This window comes from Bacteroides faecalis, from assembly GCF_003865075.1.
GTDB lineage: Bacteria > Bacteroidota > Bacteroidia > Bacteroidales > Bacteroidaceae > Bacteroides > Bacteroides faecalis.
In genome coordinates, this window is sequence record NZ_BHWB01000011.1 from 97,323 (window position 1) to 113,547 (window position 16,225).

At 44.5% G+C, this 16,225-nt stretch carries 16 protein-coding genes; 8 read left to right on the forward strand and 8 right to left on the reverse strand.

Features of this window, described 5'->3' with window-relative positions; genetic code table 11:
- Positions 1 to 81 precede the first annotated feature (81 nt).
- A complete protein-coding gene (locus EJF25_RS17160; RefSeq protein WP_200832934.1) occupies positions 82 to 1,107 on the reverse strand; it encodes a diacylglycerol/lipid kinase family protein in 1,026 nt (341 codons plus the stop codon).
- 218 nt (positions 1,108 to 1,325) lie between these two features.
- On the opposite strand from EJF25_RS17160, the gene spt reads away from it, so the two are divergent.
- Positions 1,326 to 2,510, forward strand: a complete 1,185-nt coding sequence (gene spt, locus EJF25_RS17165) for a serine palmitoyltransferase (protein ID WP_125042097.1) — start codon at positions 1,326 to 1,328, stop codon at positions 2,508 to 2,510.
- Between the two features lie 84 nt (positions 2,511 to 2,594).
- Here the strand turns inward: spt and EJF25_RS17170 are convergent, their stop codons facing one another.
- From EJF25_RS17170 to EJF25_RS17180, 3 genes are all read right to left on the reverse strand, one after another.
- A complete protein-coding gene (locus EJF25_RS17170) occupies positions 2,595 to 2,942 on the reverse strand; it encodes a lipocalin-like domain-containing protein (RefSeq protein ID WP_125042098.1) in 348 nt (115 codons plus the stop codon).
- 37 nt (positions 2,943 to 2,979) lie between these two features.
- Positions 2,980 to 3,351 (reverse strand): hypothetical protein, encoded by a 372-nt coding sequence (locus tag EJF25_RS17175; RefSeq protein WP_125042099.1) that lies wholly within the window; start codon positions 3,349 to 3,351, stop codon positions 2,980 to 2,982.
- A gap of 98 nt (positions 3,352 to 3,449) precedes the next feature.
- Positions 3,450 to 4,367 (reverse strand): helix-turn-helix transcriptional regulator, encoded by a 918-nt coding sequence (locus tag EJF25_RS17180; RefSeq protein ID WP_125042100.1) that lies wholly within the window; start codon positions 4,365 to 4,367, stop codon positions 3,450 to 3,452.
- A 428-nt stretch (positions 4,368 to 4,795) separates the two neighbouring features.
- Here EJF25_RS17180 and EJF25_RS17185 point away from each other — a divergent pair, with 428 nt between their 5' ends.
- From EJF25_RS17185 to EJF25_RS17230, 7 genes are all read left to right on the forward strand, one after another.
- Positions 4,796 to 5,737 (forward strand): helix-turn-helix domain-containing protein, encoded by a 942-nt coding sequence (locus EJF25_RS17185; RefSeq protein ID WP_007557696.1) that lies wholly within the window; start codon positions 4,796 to 4,798, stop codon positions 5,735 to 5,737.
- A gap of 131 nt (positions 5,738 to 5,868) precedes the next feature.
- A complete protein-coding gene (locus EJF25_RS17195) occupies positions 5,869 to 6,987 on the forward strand; it encodes a tyrosine-type recombinase/integrase (RefSeq protein ID WP_007557695.1) in 1,119 nt (372 codons plus the stop codon).
- Positions 6,988 to 7,215: 228 nt separating this feature from the next.
- Complete coding sequence (locus tag EJF25_RS17205; protein WP_007557693.1) at positions 7,216 to 8,046, forward strand: hypothetical protein; 831 nt, start codon at positions 7,216 to 7,218, stop codon at positions 8,044 to 8,046.
- A 209-nt stretch (positions 8,047 to 8,255) separates the two neighbouring features.
- Positions 8,256 to 8,630, forward strand: a complete 375-nt coding sequence (locus EJF25_RS17210; protein WP_040312055.1) for a helix-turn-helix domain-containing protein — start codon at positions 8,256 to 8,258, stop codon at positions 8,628 to 8,630.
- A 5-nt stretch (positions 8,631 to 8,635) separates the two neighbouring features.
- On the forward strand, positions 8,636 to 9,784 hold the full coding sequence (locus EJF25_RS17215; RefSeq protein WP_007558561.1) for an AAA family ATPase: 1,149 nt from the start codon (positions 8,636 to 8,638) through the stop codon (positions 9,782 to 9,784).
- Positions 9,785 to 9,965: 181 nt separating this feature from the next.
- The gene (locus EJF25_RS17225; protein WP_040312054.1) at positions 9,966 to 11,078 is read left to right on the forward strand and encodes a DUF6371 domain-containing protein; all 1,113 of its coding nucleotides are present in this window, start codon (positions 9,966 to 9,968) and stop codon (positions 11,076 to 11,078) included.
- Between the two features lie 277 nt (positions 11,079 to 11,355).
- A complete protein-coding gene (locus EJF25_RS17230) occupies positions 11,356 to 12,822 on the forward strand; it encodes a coiled-coil domain-containing protein (RefSeq protein ID WP_171028056.1) in 1,467 nt (488 codons plus the stop codon).
- Between the two features lie 53 nt (positions 12,823 to 12,875).
- On the opposite strand, the gene EJF25_RS17235 is transcribed toward EJF25_RS17230, so the two are convergent.
- The 4 genes from EJF25_RS17235 to EJF25_RS17250 form a co-directional block, all read right to left on the reverse strand.
- Positions 12,876 to 13,643 (reverse strand): hypothetical protein, encoded by a 768-nt coding sequence (locus EJF25_RS17235; RefSeq protein ID WP_007558554.1) that lies wholly within the window; start codon positions 13,641 to 13,643, stop codon positions 12,876 to 12,878.
- A gap of 89 nt (positions 13,644 to 13,732) precedes the next feature.
- Positions 13,733 to 14,575 (reverse strand): DUF4848 domain-containing protein, encoded by an 843-nt coding sequence (locus EJF25_RS17240; protein ID WP_007558552.1) that lies wholly within the window; start codon positions 14,573 to 14,575, stop codon positions 13,733 to 13,735.
- Positions 14,576 to 14,601: 26 nt separating this feature from the next.
- Positions 14,602 to 15,228 (reverse strand): hypothetical protein, encoded by a 627-nt coding sequence (locus EJF25_RS17245; protein WP_125042101.1) that lies wholly within the window; start codon positions 15,226 to 15,228, stop codon positions 14,602 to 14,604.
- 14 nt (positions 15,229 to 15,242) lie between these two features.
- Positions 15,243 to 16,223, reverse strand: a complete 981-nt coding sequence (locus EJF25_RS17250) for a DUF4249 domain-containing protein (RefSeq protein ID WP_007569488.1) — start codon at positions 16,221 to 16,223, stop codon at positions 15,243 to 15,245.
- Positions 16,224 to 16,225 lie beyond the last annotated feature (2 nt).

Consider the following 16,225-nt stretch of genomic DNA (forward strand, 5'->3'; position numbering starts at 1 on the left):
CACATTCACATTCTGGATCGACCAAAACTCTGCAAAAGTACGTAATAATTTGTAATTAGTAGTTAGTAATTGATAAAATTCTCACCCTTTCTTGGTCAGTTTTTTAAATATTTTCTTGTTCTTATCTGTTATATTGTCTACGATCGCTTCATTCATCAACTTTACTCCATTTACATATTCTTGTGCTTTCTGAAGGACATTTGCCGGATCTCTTTCTTCAACATATGGAACTACAACATGAAGACCTCTCTGAATTAATTCGATATTCACCTCTGCACCGGTTTCCATCGGGTCTCCATCAAAATGTACTACTCCTGGAGTTGCACGACGGATGCAGAGCTTTTTACAGCGAAAAGTTTTGATACGACTATTCTGGTCAATCGTCTTATTAAATAATTGGAAAGCAAGTGAAGGTACATCCAATACAGTGAAAGGTTCAAGAATTGTCACATCCAACAACCCATCTGTTAATATAGCTTGCGGAGCGATATATGCATTATTCCCATATTGCGAGGCATTTCCACAGGCAATCAAAAAAGCTTTATATTTAGCTACTCCATTTTCAGTTTCTAATTCATAAGTTTCTGGCTGATATTTAAGACTTTCCTGCAGCGTCTTTTCTAAATAAGTCAATAACCCACGTTTTCCAGCATGGGCAAACTTCAGACTTACAAAAGCATCAAACCCGACTCCACAAGTACAGAAAAAGTCTGTATTATTAATTTTGCCATAATCTATTACATTCAAACAACCTTCATTTAGTATATCTAATGCTTTTTTAGGTTCTAATGGTATATGCAGATGTCGTGCCAACCCATTACCAGAACCACATGGAATAATTCCTAAAGCAGTGTCTGTATGGACTAATGAACGAGCTATTTCATTAATTGTTCCATCCCCTCCGATGGCTACTACTATATCGGCTTTTTCTTCGGCGGCTTTAGCGGCTATTTGCACTGCATGACCGGCTCTTTTTGTATACACTACTTCCCAAGTGTATCTCGTCTTGTCTATTTTCTCATCCAATAAGCTAAGAATTAATTCTTTGCTCTGGGTTCCTGAGATCGGATTAACGACGAATATTATTTTCTTCATTCTTTCGTTCATGCTAATTTTTGTCGATTGTAGACGACAAAAGTAATACAAATATATTAAATTTTAATCTATTGGAGGTTTCTAATCGCATAAGAGCAACTTTTTTCTCTTAAAAAGAACAGATAAAAACAAAATTTGTTATCTTTGCCCCCTGTTTTAAACACTTGTTAAGAAATAAGGATGTGAGACCATCGAGAATGGTCTGAGTATTAGCATAATAAATTTAATTCATGGGATTATTACAAGAGAAGTTAGCTAAGTACAACTTGCCGCAACAATTTATGGCAAAAGGCGTTTACCCATATTTCCGTGAGATCGAAGGAAAACAGGGAACAGAAGTAGAAATGGGCGGACACAAAGTTTTAATGTTCGGTTCTAATGCTTACACTGGCCTTACAGGAGATGAAAGAGTAATTGAAGCAGGCATTAATGCCATGCATAAATACGGTTCCGGTTGTGCTGGTTCACGTTTTCTGAATGGCACACTCGACCTTCATGTTCAGTTAGAGAAAGAACTCGCAGCTTTCGTTGGTAAAGATGAAGCTCTTTGTTTTTCAACAGGCTTCACTGTCAATTCCGGAGTCATCTCTTGTTTGACAGACCGTAACGATTATATTATCTGTGATGATCGTGACCATGCATCTATCGTAGATGGTCGTCGTCTCTCTTTTTCACAGCAATTAAAGTACAAACATAATGACATGGCAGATCTGGAAAAGCAACTTCAAAAGTGTAATCCGGATTCTGTTAAACTGATTGTAGTCGATGGTGTGTTCTCTATGGAAGGTGATTTGGCAAATTTACCCGAAATAGTACGCTTGAAGCATAAATACAACGCAACAATCATGGTGGACGAAGCTCATGGTTTAGGAGTGTTCGGAAAGCAAGGACGTGGTGTTTGTGATCATTTCGGTTTGACAGACGAAATAGACCTTATTATGGGTACTTTTAGCAAGTCGTTAGCTTCTATTGGCGGATTCATTGCTGCTGATGAATCTATTATTAATTGGCTACGTCATAATGCACGTACTTATATTTTCAGTGCATCCAATACTCCAGCTGCTACTGCCGCAGCTTTGGAAGCTTTGCACATCATCCAGAATGAACCAGAAAGACTTGAGGCTTTGTGGGAAGCAACTAACTATGCACTAAAGCGTTTCCGTGAAGCAGGTTTTGAGATCGGTGCTACTGAATCTCCTATTATTCCTCTGTATGTACGTGATACGGACAAGACTTTCATGGTAACTAAATTAGCTTTTGATGAAGGAGTATTTATCAATCCGGTGATTCCACCGGCATGTGCACCACAAGACACATTGGTACGTGTGGCATTAATGGCAACACATACTAAAGAACAAATTGACAGTGCAGTAGAAAAGCTAACAAAAGCTTTTAAAACATTGGATATTTTGTAACTTATAATTTCTTTAAATAAAAGAAGCTACTCTCTTATTCAAAGTTCGAGAGTAGCTTTTTTCTATCTAAGCTAAATCTAATTATTATTTTTGTTTTGCATAGTGGAACTCTATTTCCCCATTATCCAAAATTAAAGAGTCAGCATTCAGCGTTATAATTTCCAATGTATCAGTAAATTCAATCGTTTGTCCGTTTCCAATACTTTTTCCTGTTAAAATCAGCTGATCACCATTTCGTTTCCAGCTTTCATAAACTAATGTAGCCATATTGATAGAGGAAGCATTTCCTCCCTCTTCTATTTTAATACCTTGTACTTGTCCTTCCATACATGGAATCGGTTCTACCCATGCTCCTACTACCGACATTGAATTACCTCCACATGCAGTTAATATCCCCAAAAGCATAACCACTCCTAAGATTTTCTTTTTCATACTATATATAATATCTTATTAAGTTATAAAAAATGTATTATTTACCAGTTTTATTCTCTTTTCCTATTATAACCACTTTTTTAGCAGTAACAATTGTGTTTAATCCCGGTTCTTCTTCCTCTTCTATGTAATTTACCTTCACTGTATCTCCCAGTTCGAAGCCACTAACTTCGCTTGGTTCCTGATCCATTGTACTAATAAATATAGTATCTCCTTTTTCTGTGATTAACATGAAATTATTCATTGAAGCGTCTTCTATAACACCAGTAATTACTTTTTCATCCTCAGTATGAGCAGTTATACTATCAATAACTTGATCTTCATTATTTGATGTTTGCCCACTCTTTGGTTGGCAAGAACTAAAATAAACCATAACTATAACTGCCAAAGAAACTATTGCTTTATTCATAAACATACATTTAAAGAACAAAGATAATTTTTTCCGTCTGTCTTTTCCTATAAAAGAATAAAAAATTATTTCTTTTTTATGAAGATATATTTTCAAGTTTATAAATCGATAATTTTATTATATTCTTTATTATTGTACATTTCACGAAATACAGTAGGAGTATATCCTACATGTTTTTTAAATAGAGTAGAAAAATAAAGAGAATCTTCATAGTTTAAATGAAAAGCAACTTCTTTGACACTCATATCTGTATTCATAAGTAATTTTCGTGCTTTTTGCAATTTGAGTTCTATAATATATTGTGTCGGGGAAATATCAGTATATTCTTTAAATACTTTACGAAACAATGAATAACTCATATGAATTTGCTTAGCAACCTGTTGAGGAGTAATATTGGTAAGATAGTTCTCTCTTAACAAAGAACGTGCCTGTTCTATTAATTGTACATTTCTATTTCTGGTAAAGCTTTTATTTATATCCTGATATAATGACAAAGTAAAAATCATATTAGCCAATCCTGCAAGAACTTGCTGATAACCAGGCATCTCTTGTACAGCTATTTCTTGTGCCCTATGATAATACTCGATAATCTCTTCACAATAACCAATTTTAAAAACTCTTTGCGAAGAACTTACAAATCCGTTAAGAAAACGATTTTCAATGATATTCCCACGCATACCAATCCAGTATTCACACCATCCGGTTTTATGGTCAGGAAAGTAGCTATGCCATGTATAAGGAGGAATAATCAACATATCTCCTGCTTTGAATTCAATAGGAACATTGGGCCGAAAAAAACAAAGACCTTGCCCACGTGAGAGATAAATAAACTGATAATTATCTAATATACGTCCTTTATCTGGCCGAAAATAATATTCTTTCGGGTGTCCCTTTGTAGATGGATAATTTTCATACCCAGGTGAAATCTCTGCACTACCGACATTATCTACTGTAATTCCCCATAATGTATCCTTCTTACTACTAACAAGATATTTGAAATTATTGTCATCTTTCATTGTCATATATTTAAGGTGTTATGTGTTAATTATTTCATGCTGTAACATCATTGTTGGTGATGTTTCTATTTGTATTTAGAATCTCAAAACAACCAAAAATAACCAGAAATATTCAAGCGTAAGTCTTTATCTATCAGAATATTCTAAAAATTAACACTTTTCGGCTGCTTTTTGATGCTTCCCAAATTTCCACATATTTTTGAGACGTATTTCTGACGTGGAGAATTTGCGGAGCTTGTTTTTTGCCACATCGTGCGGACAGTTGACAAGGGTTTACAACCGTTTACGATGAGCGACAACAACCGCCCTGATATGCAGCAATAGTAACATTGTGCAGAAAGGCGACAACGGTTGACCTCCGTTTACATCCGTTCACCATTTCAGAGATATACGATTGAAGGAATGAACCAGTAAACGATAAAAGCAGCATGAAAACAACCAGAAAATGCAATTTTTGCAGCAAGTCATTTGTAACCCGGAGCGGGGTACAGAAATATTGCAGCGAGGCTTGTCAGGCGGAAGCCAAACGAGCTAGAACGGAACAGAAGAACAACCTCTTCAAAGCTGTCCGCCCCTTGATGGAGATACAGCATCAGGAGTATCTCACCTTTTCCAAAGCAGCAGTACTCATGGGCTGTTCCCGACAGTACATCTATAAACTCGTAGCCCTCGGCAAACTGAAAGCCTCACGTATCAGCAACCGCATGGCGTTTATCCGCAAGACAGACATCGAGCGGATGCTGGAGGGCAATCCCTACCACCGTGTCCTGCCCGGCAGTACTTCCACTCCGAGAAAGTCCGCTTCATCTTCCCCGCTTGCCAAAAAAGAAAAAAGGGAAAAGGAAACCTATGAAGTGCTGGACTTCTATTCTGGCGAGGAGGTGATGTCGCTCTTCAAGGTCAGGCAGTCGTGGCTCTATACCACAGCCAAGCGCAACCGCATTCCCATCTGCCGCATCGCAGGGAAAAACTATTACAGCAAGAAACACGTTGACGAGTTCTTCGGTATGGCTATAGATACAAGCAATATCACCGATTGGCTCCTGATTGAAGAAGCGGAAGAACTGTTCGGCATGAAACCCTCCGCACTCCGGGCATACGCCTACCGCCACAAGATACCGACCAAAAGAGAATACGGGCGCACCTATTACTCCAAATCCCATCTGGACGAACTCCGCAGGACAGACCTCGTGAACGATGAACGCTACTACACCGTGGAGCAAGTCCGGCAGATTTACGGGCTTTCCTCCGCCAACATCAGCCATATCGTCAAGGTGAAGCACATCGAAAAGATAAAAGTAGGCGTGAAAAACCTGCTTTTACGCTCCGATGTGGAGCGTGTCATGGCTGAAAGGGAGAAACAACCGTGAGCAACCGACATTGCCGGAAAATTATTTCAAAATGATTGTCGTGGAGGTATTCACGGTTGTTTCACGTTGTTCCTTTGCCACCGTAAACACGGGAACACCCCCGAAAATGTACAACTTAAAACATCATCAATATGAGCAAATGCAAGACAGTTACCTTGCGCAAGCGCAAGATTAAGAACGGAACACAGTATTCGCTGTGTCTGGACTATTATCCCGGCTACCGTGACAACACCACCATGAAGGTGATTACACGTGAAGCTCTTGGGATTTACATCTTCGCCAAACCTGCCAACCAGCAGGAGCGTGATTTCAACGCACGCATGATGAAAAAAGCGGAGATACTGCGTAATAGGCGTTATGAAGCCATCTTCAACGAGAACAACGGCTTCTTTGACAAAGCCAAGATGAAAGGCGATTTCCTCGCCTACTTCAAGGGGTTGGCAGACAGGAAGAATATCAAGTGGCAGCACGTCTATAAACATTTCGAGCGGTTCGTGAACGGCAAATGCACCTTTGAGGAGGTGGACGTGGATTTGTGCCGCAAGTTCATGGAATATCTGCTTAACGCCCCACAATCCATACACACCAGCCAAAAGCTGCATATCAATTCTGCGGCGGGCTACTGGTCGGCTTTCCGTGCGGTACTTCACACCGCCTACCGGGACAGGAAGATAAAGGAGAACCCAAACGGATTCTTAGACCGCATCGAGTGCATTCCCACCATGAGGGAACATCTGAGCCAAGAGGAACTGATACGGCTTGCCGAAACGCCTTGTGAGGAAGAGGTATTGAAAAGGGCGTTCCTTTTCGGTTGTCTGACCGGACTAAGAAAGAGCGACATCAGGCAGCTCACTTGGCAGCAGATACAGCCGTACACCAACGGCAAGATGTTCGTGACCACCCGTATGCAGAAGACCAAACAGATTGTACACAACCCCATCAGCGATGAAGCCTACGGACTGCTTGGGGAACGGCACGAGGGACTTATCTTTGACGGTTTCAAGGACAAGATGCTGCAAGGACCACTCAAACGCTGGCTCTTGGCGGCAGGCATAACCAAGAAGATAACCTTTCACTGCACCCGGCATTCATTCGGAAGCCTGCACGTGGAAATGGGTACGGACATGGCTGTCATCCAAGCCTATCTGGGACACAAGAACATTACCACCACGCAGATTTATTCCAAGATGGCGGCACAGCAGATGTGCGAGGTCGTGGACAAGATAACCCTGAAACGCAAGGAAGCGTAAGGCGGTTCAAAATCCATGATATTCAGAGGGAGCGGTTATTGTTTGGAGCTTTAACCGTTCCTTTTATTTTGGTTGGTACTTAAAGTATGATAATTGAGTATGATTCCGGACATTTGGTGAAAAACATTGAAAAAGAAACCACTGACAAAGGATAATGAGTAATAATTGAAAGAAGACTATTAAATTTGCGAAAACAGTAACAAGTAACAACCGAATAAGACAAAGAATATGGAACCGTCCGTAAAAGACAAACATATCATTTTAGGATTTGTCGGCTTTGCCATCCTCCTAATATCTTCCATAGCGACACTGATTGTCGCTGAGAAATTCAACCAAGACACCTTTGTAAGGCTGATAGTCTTTGTGTGCAGCAACCTGTTGGGGTGGCTGCTCTACTTCTCCTTCCAGACAGTCATTTTCGATACATACGAAATCTACAGAATCAAGTTCGGCAGGAAAAAGACACCTGCCGAAATCACAGAAATTCAGGAAGACCAGTCCCAAGATGCACACAAGCCTGTAATATCGGCATCAATGCCAACAGGTGGAGAAGCGACCCCGGATATAAAACCGACAGAGATTGCCATATCCCCGGAGCTTCACGAGAAGAACCGTGCCGATTACGAGGACAGGGAGCAGCGGGAAAATGAGGAGCGCATCGCTATGGTCATGGAATACATCCATTTCATCATGCCCCGTATTGCTGACAAGGAGACCGTGAACCACATCTGTGCCGAGGTCAACAACTGGATGCGGCTCCACAGTTACAAGCCCAAGCCGATAAAAGGGCGGCTGACCAAAGATATTTCAAACATTCCGCTCCGCCATTTCGTGTGGAATATCTCCGAGCGTTTCATGTACAAGAAATACTACACGGGGGATAACCGTGCCCGCTTCATCAGCACCCTTTTCCCACGGGAGTTTGCCGATACGGACATAGCTACCATCAAGAACTTCAAGGTAGAGCCGTTAAAGACACTGATTCCCATTGACGAGCCTGAAAACGGCAGACTGGATTTCCATTATCCTGCGGATTATGTGCAGGAGAAGCGGATTTAAGCCTGTTTTAGAGTAATCACGATAATAACGACAAACAGCCAAAACTCATAATCCTCTGTTATACAATAATTCCCGAATAACTTTACCCGTCATTTGCGGTTGGGCATCGTTATTCGGGAATTATTTTGCAATGACCTTTCGTGGAGATATTCACGGCTGTATCATTCCAGTCCTTTGCGCCAAGCCTTACAAAAGAGGCGAGTACGCAAATGGAAAAAACAGTGATTACATTCAACGACCTCCCGGAGATTGTGGCTCAGCTTCGGGACGAGGTGATGAGCCTTAGAAGCCTGCTTACTGAGCAGCGCAGTGTGAACAACGCAAGGGCGGTGGACACCCATGTCCCCATGTCAGTGGAAGAGGCGGCGGAATATCTGGGCATTCCCAAAGGCACGCTCTACATGAAGCTGTCGGAGGGAAGCATTCCCGCCACCAAGCCCGGCAAACGATATTGCCTTTACAGGGACGAACTGGACAAATGGCTGGAATCCTCCCGGAAGAATCCCGTACCCCTGTCCGATGAGGAACTGAGCGAATCCTTATATTCTTCCCACCGCCGCAAGCCCGCTCCGCGTAATTGGTAAACGTCATGGAAGAGGACAAGAATTATATCAGTCTGATACATGGCGACCTGACGAGGGCGACCCAAGTACAGCACGGGATGCCGGACAGCATCGGCGTGATGAGTATCAAGACCGCCAACCGGACGATACTCGAAGCATCGCTGCTGCCCACGCCCCGTGCGCTCTGGGACAGTTTCTGGTATGAGGGGGAACTGTCCTGCCTCTTTGCGGATTCCAATGTGGGCAAGTCCATCCTTGCCGTGCAGATAGCCGACCGTATCGCCCGGACTGACGATGTGCTGTATCTGGACTTTGAACTCTCCGAAAAACAGTTCCAGCTACGCTATACCAGCGAGCATGGAACGCCATACATCTTTCCTGAAAGGCTGTACCGGGTATCGCTTGACTGCAATTCGTTGCTGGAAGCCGATTTCGAGGAAGCCATCATGGGAGGCATAGAACAGATGGCTCTGCAAACCGGGTGCAAAATCTTCATCGTTGACAATCTTACCTACCTGTGCTGCGCCATGGAGAAAGGCGATGCGGCAGGACGGCTGATGATACAGCTCAACAACCTCAAAAAGAGATACGGATTGTCCGTCCTTGTTCTGGCACATACACCCAAACGCTCTTTGGACTGTCCCATCACTTCCAACGACCTTGCCGGAAGCAAACGGCTCTACAATTTCTTTGACAGCGTGTTCGCCATCGGGAAGAGTGCGCAGGACGGAGGGCTTCGCTATGTGAAGCAGCTCAAAGTCCGGTACGGGACATTCTCCCACGATGCGGACAATGTAATCATCTACGAGATTGAGAAGGTGGACGCTTTCCTGCAATTCGTGTTCAGGGGTTATTCAACGGAAAAGGAACACCTGAAGAAACTGGGTGACAACGAATCCAGCCAGAGGGATTGCCAAATCCTGCAATTGTCCCAGTCCGGCAAGTCCGTCAGGGAGATAGCCTCACAGGTGAACTGCGGCAAGTCCACCGTCAGCCGGATAATCCAGCGCAGCAAGGAGGACAGGAATGCAGCCGTCCCAAGTGTCCCGCTGTCCCAACAGACAGGAAGTGGGACAATGGGACAGGTGGGACAGCATGGGACAAGCGGGACAGTAAGAGAAACAAAGCAGGCAGAGTTGTTTACAGGATATGGGAAAGAGGAGAATAAGGCATGAAAAAGCAGTCTGCACATAGCTGTATAAAGGATAACCGCTTCATTTACGGTACAAGGGATGATACAGGCAGAAGCCTGATGTCCCAAGGTGTCCCGGGGTGTCCCACTGTCCCAAGTCTTATAGGGACGGGACAATGGGACAGCGGGACAACAATCGAAAAACTCAAAAACAAAGACAAGCCATGAGCAACTATTCGTTACAGAAATATAAAGGAACGGCAACACGGCATACTTGCCCGAATTGCGGGGACAAGCGTTCTTTCACATGTTATGTGGATGAAAGCGGTATGCTCCTGCATCCGTCTGTCGGCAGGTGCAATCATGAGAGCAGTTGCGGGTATCATTATACTCCCAAGGAGTATTTCCACGACCACCCCGAATGCCATACCGACAAGGGGTTCTCTTTTGACAGGCAAAGGTCAGAACGGAAGCCCGGACAGACATCACCAAAAGCAAGCATAGGCTACATACCGCCAAAGTATGTGGAGAGGTCGCAAAGCGTGCACAGCAACTTCTTCCGCTTCATTTCCTCGCTCCTTGATTCCTATTACGGCAGCAAGGCAAAGGAAGTGTTGAAGCGGTTGCTGGAAGAGTACCGTCTTGGAGCAACCCGTGACGGGGCTGTCATCTTCTGGCAGATAGACCGCACAAACAGGGTACGCACGGGCAAGGTGATGCAGTACAATCCAGAGGACGGACACCGTATCAAGGGAGGAGAGGTGTCGGCAGTGGACTGGATACACAGCATACTGAAAAGGCAACGGGTACTGCCGGAGGATTGGCAACTTTCCCAATGCCTGTTCGGGGAACACCTGCTGAATGTCTATCCCGACAAGGTAGCGGTCTTGGTGGAATCCGAAAAGAGTGCCGTTATCGGCTCTGCCCTCTTTCCCGGTTATGTATGGCTGGCGACAGGCGGCAAAAGCCAGTTGAGAGAGGAAAAGCTCCGTGTGCTGAGCGGACGAACCGTGCTTCTCTTTCCCGATGCGGACGGATATTCGGAGTGGAAACAGCATGCCAGGGACATGACCTATTGCAAGGTTGTCGTGTCTGACATCATAGAGAAGAACGCCACACCGGAACAGAAGGCAGCCCATATCGACATAGCCGACTGGATTGTCTTCCAGATACGAGAAAGTAAAATAATGTGTACAGCCAATCATCTTGTAGAGGCGGAAAAAGTCCTCCGGCGGATGATAGAGAAGAACCCCGTCCTGCAAAAGCTGATAGATGATTTCGACCTTGTACTGGTCAGTACATCCCCAATCGGCAGTGGCGATGAAAACCCTCCTTAATGGAGAAGAGCGGAAGCCGTAGGCTGTAGCGGACAGACAAGGGCTTGCCCTTGATATAGCCCACTATAACTACACGCTCCGCTTTCGTAGTTGTGGGCTCTCCCGAGGGGCTGGGCGTTGCCCCGTCCCACTCAGGGCGTTTCACCCCTGAGAACCCCGAGCAAAGAGTGACCCTCTCTTTGCAATCTCCCTTATGGGCACAGCCTCTAAGAACCCCATAGCGGTTATGAGCGAACAGCGGCAAACAACTTTAGTTAATAACCAAATCAACATAAAAATGGCAACAAAATCAAGCATACATATCAAGCCCTGCAGAGTCACATCAAGTGGGGCTCATAACCGGAGAACTGCCGAATATATGCGCAATATCGGCAAGTCTCAAATCTACATCGTACCCGAATTGACTGCCGGTAACGAGCAGTGGATAAACCCGGGCTTCGGCAATCCCGACCTGCAGGCGCACTATGACTACATCAAGCGGATGGTCAAGGAAAAGACAGGACGTGCGATGCAGGAGAAGGAACGTGAACGAAAAGGCAAGAACGGGAAAATCACCAAGGTGGCTGGATGCTCGCCAATCCGTGAGGGCGTGTTGCTCATCAGACCGGACACGACACTGGCAGATGTGTGCAAGTTTGGCGAGGAGTGCCAGAGACGCTGGGGCATCACTCCTCTCCAGATCTTCCTGCACAAGGACGAGGGACACTGGCTGAACGGTCAGCCGGAAGCGGAAGACAGGGAGAGTTTCAAAGTCGGCGAAAGATGGTTCAAGCCGAATTACCATGCCCATATCGTTTTTGACTGGATGAACCATGACACAGGCAAGAGCTGCAAGCTCAATGACAAGGATATGACAGAAATGCAGAATCTGGCATCCGACATACTCCTGATGGAGCGTGGGCAGTCAAAGGCTGTTACAGGCAAGGAACATCAGGAACGTAACGACTTTATCATTGGGAAGCAGAAGGAGGAAATGAAGCGGCTTGATGCCACGAGGCAATACCGGGAACATGAGCTGGAAATGGCGAACAAAAAGATGCATGAAACGGAAAGCATTACCAACGCCCTTATCGAAAAGGCAAATGAAAAGGAACGGCAGAGTGAAGACCTTGACAGGGCTATCAGCGAGAAACGCTCCAGACTGAACAAGGAAAAAGGAAGTGAACTTCTGAACGCCGCTGTCGGCTGGGCTACCGGGAAATCGAAAGCCCTGAAAAATGAAATAGAGGATTTGCGCTGTGAGATTTCCACGCACGAGGAAACCATCGAACGGTTGCAGGATAAAATCCAGACCATACAGAACGACCACAGCCGTGAGCTGATGCAACTGGAGGCCAAACACCGGTCCGAACTGAACCGCAAGGAAACGGAACATGTACAGGAAACTACGAGACTCAAGAACCGGATTGCATGGCAAAGCCATATTATCGGCTGCCTCAGTTTCCTGCTGCTAAAAACAAGCGACATCTTCCGCAAGGCGGTACACAGTATCATCCGTTTTGCCCGTGATTATTACAAGTCCCGTTTTGACACGGAACAGGTATATGACATCAAGAACGCCCTTAACCTGTTCGGGGATGACAGACAATCACATCAGGCGGCAGGGGATTTCCTGTACTTCACTGCCAGGCAAAAGGGTGAATTTGACAACCGGGAGCAAATCAAAGCCAGACGGGAAGTTGACAATGTGGTGGAAGGGAATTATGACCAGCAGCAGAAAAGAGGTTTTTCGATGAAAAGATAATACCTTTATCTTATAATCCTCGCTTCAGGAGTAACGATAGAAATCAGTGCAGGTTATTTGAATAGCAAATTAAATAATCCGCCACCGATATCAATACCCAATTTGTTGCCTTTATACTGAAAATACGGAGCTACTATCGGAAGCGTTTTCGTTTTATGCAACGGAAAATCGGTATGGCTTCTGACGCCGAAATCCATCCCCCAGTTGGGAATGATGTCATAGGAAACGAATCCCCCGTAATTCGAGGAACTGAAAGGAGAAGAAAGAATGAAGGAGTATGAGGCAAATGTGTTTAGACGAATTTTCTCGTTGACGGGATATGTCAACAGCCCGGACAATCCCAATAGCTGACTCTCGCGTCTGGGGACACTCCATTTTACGGTATATGCCTGCAAGTTAAATGACCAGCAACCGGGAGAATATACATATCCGATACCTGCATAGTTCATTGTTCCCAAGCCGATGAAGTTTTCCTGCCTGCCTATGCCGTAAAAATAGCCGGAAGGATAGCTTTTAATGATACCGGAGGTCGAATATTCCCCCTCATGCAAAGGCGATTTGTCGGTAGGGAATGTCGGATTATATGGGTTCTGCACGTCAAATGTTATCTGGGACGGGCAACTGCCGGAAGAAAGATCAACCGCTTTCCGTATATCCAAAGGCTTTGGGGTAATGCTTCTTTCGTTATGAGGCGAAGTATTTCCTTCCTGAACGGAAACCTTGACGGTGTCACGCGACACTTGAAATTCCTGACCGTAAGAAGCGGCTTTATTTAGAAAAAAGAAAATCACTATAAAACAAGTAAATACTTTCCTGCTCATAAAATGATAATTTTAATATTCGGGACGAACATTTGGCTATATCAGAGATTCGTCCCGAATGATTGGTGAATAATCCGGTTCAATAAGGATTACAATTGCACAGTCATTATTCCGCAGTTTTCTTCACCGGTACCGCGAGTCCACATATACAATTTCGCTCCATTTGGGAAAGGATTGCCCACGATCATAATGTCATGACCGCTTTTCACTTCTTTACCAAATTGTACAGGGCCGTTAGGCGTGTATTTCCAATAGTACGCAGTCGTATATTCCACCCAGCCCCATAAAACTTTTTTAGACGCATTTACACGGATAGCCTGTTGGTTTCCTCGCATACCAATCTGTGCGGTGAACTTTCTTTTCTTCGTTTTCACGTAAACCCTGTTTATACCATTTTCGATCGTTACACCCAGCGGGACAGGATAAAGTAAAGAAAGTTCTTTTTTATATCCGTCATAATTTTCAAACTCCTTCATGTTCTTTCTCTCACCGGCGATACATACGAACCCTTCGGGGGTCAATGTGATTGCCTTGCTTACATTCAACACCGGCATATATATCGACAAATCGGTGCTGTCCTTGTCGTTGAATATAAAATCAGTCTGGTAAGCAGTCTTAATGGATTCATATTCTTCCTTGCATGTGGCGTTTAATATCTGTCCCAAGGCTTCGCTGTGCATCCTGTACATGGAGGTGAAGCCTTTCTGTCCGGATTCCCATTGCAGAAGTTCCTCATCGGACAACGTGCCCAAGGAATCGAGCAAGGCATTGTATTCCTCCTCACTGGAAAAGGAAAGAATATTTTCATGCAAACTTCTGGAGGCCGGGAAAGAATGGTTCTCCTCATTCATCGGATTGTTCACTATGTCATCAGAACTACATGATGATAAGACAGCCATTGCCAAAGCAAGACTAAAAAGCGTTTTTCTCATAATTGAAAAAATTTAATAATTGGTTATTATTTAAACATGGGCACATATAATGATATGCCGAACTCTTTGTTATTCTTTGTATTGGAGGCAAAAGCATTGTCATACAATGGCTTGAAACCATGCTTGTAGGAAGCGGACAATTTCATGCCGTTCTTAAACTCATAGCCTAAGGTGAGGACTATCGGAAAGTCGAAAACCCGCCCTTCCAAGTTTTCCTTCAATTTATCGGTTTTGAAATAACCGGTGGGTTCAATGCCAATACCGGCATACAGTCCGGAACAGATGCGGTAATTGATTGAGCCGTTCAAAGCAAGTCCCCATATCCATGCCTTGTCAGACCAGGGAACAACGTTGTTTCCATTCAAATCGAAGGACTCTGCTTTTCCCTGAACGGCTTTTCCCAATATGGAAGCATCAATCCAGAAACGGTTGGAAAGATCGAAGCCAAACTGGTAGCCCAAATTAAAGCCTACTCCGGGTGTCCATCGGGTTTCGGGGTAGGAAGAGTTGTTCGCCGTTCCCGTACTCATGTAAGCATATCCCGAATATTTTCCCAAATGTCCGTCCGTCACACCGATGATAATGCCGAATTTTTGTGCAAAGCATCCTATTCCTGCCAGCAAGAAAAGCATTGATAAAATTGTCTTTTTCATTTTTTTATTATTATTTAGTTTTCCTGTAAATTGTCTATCCATTTCGTCTGGAACATCCTGCATCCTCCCACGACACCTATCCCGTTTATGACATTGGTGTAAGTAGAGCGTATGGGAGCCAGTTCAGAGTTTCCAAGCCCGTTGTTTTTCTGGTCGTTCAGTGATTTCAGATACCTGTAAAACTCTTCCGAAAGGCTGTACAGGCTGATTCTGTATTTCACTTGGCGTTTGATATGTTCGGTTCCGTCAGGGGTTATGAAGTCGTCTTCATAGTCTGCCTCGTAATTGGTATTCAGACGAACCGTGTAGCTTTTCCCTTTAATTTTCGTATCGTCCCAGTAATACAAATTCCGGTAGAACCCGTTTTCAATCATCAGGATATCGTCTAACCCGGAAGATGTATTCAGCAGAGGTTCGTCGTCCAAGTTCAACGCGAGGGTACTGCTTTCTTCCGAATACTTGCCATCGTTCCAGAACAGTTGTTTACGCTCCACCTTCAACGCATAATAGTCTTTTGTCTGCGCATTGTCTGTAAAGCCTATCCGAAACTGAAGCAGGTTCGGTTCACCGTCTTTGAGAGCCAATTTGATTGATGTCAAAGGGAATCGGGACGGGACAACCGTAGCGGATGAAACCGCTTTCATTCTTTCTGCCGCTGCGGTTATGTTGACCTTGTCGCCATCTTCATACGCCTTTACCGCGTAATAGCTTTGGGCGGGGACTCCCGGTATGGAATCGTCCGTCCATGCAAGGGGTACCGCTTCACCGTTTACGGACAGGTGGACGTCCGCTCCCTTCAGTCCCCGGACGAGCTCGCCTTTCTGACTGACGGGAAGGCTGCGTGAAAGGTGGACTACCGTTGTGTCGCCGCTTCCCGGATAGCTGTATAGCACCAGTTTGGGAGAAGCGCCCACATCGTCCAGTTCAAAATGATAGGTACAGGACGAAAGTAAGCCGATATACACGGGCAGTAATATATGATATAAATGTTTCATGC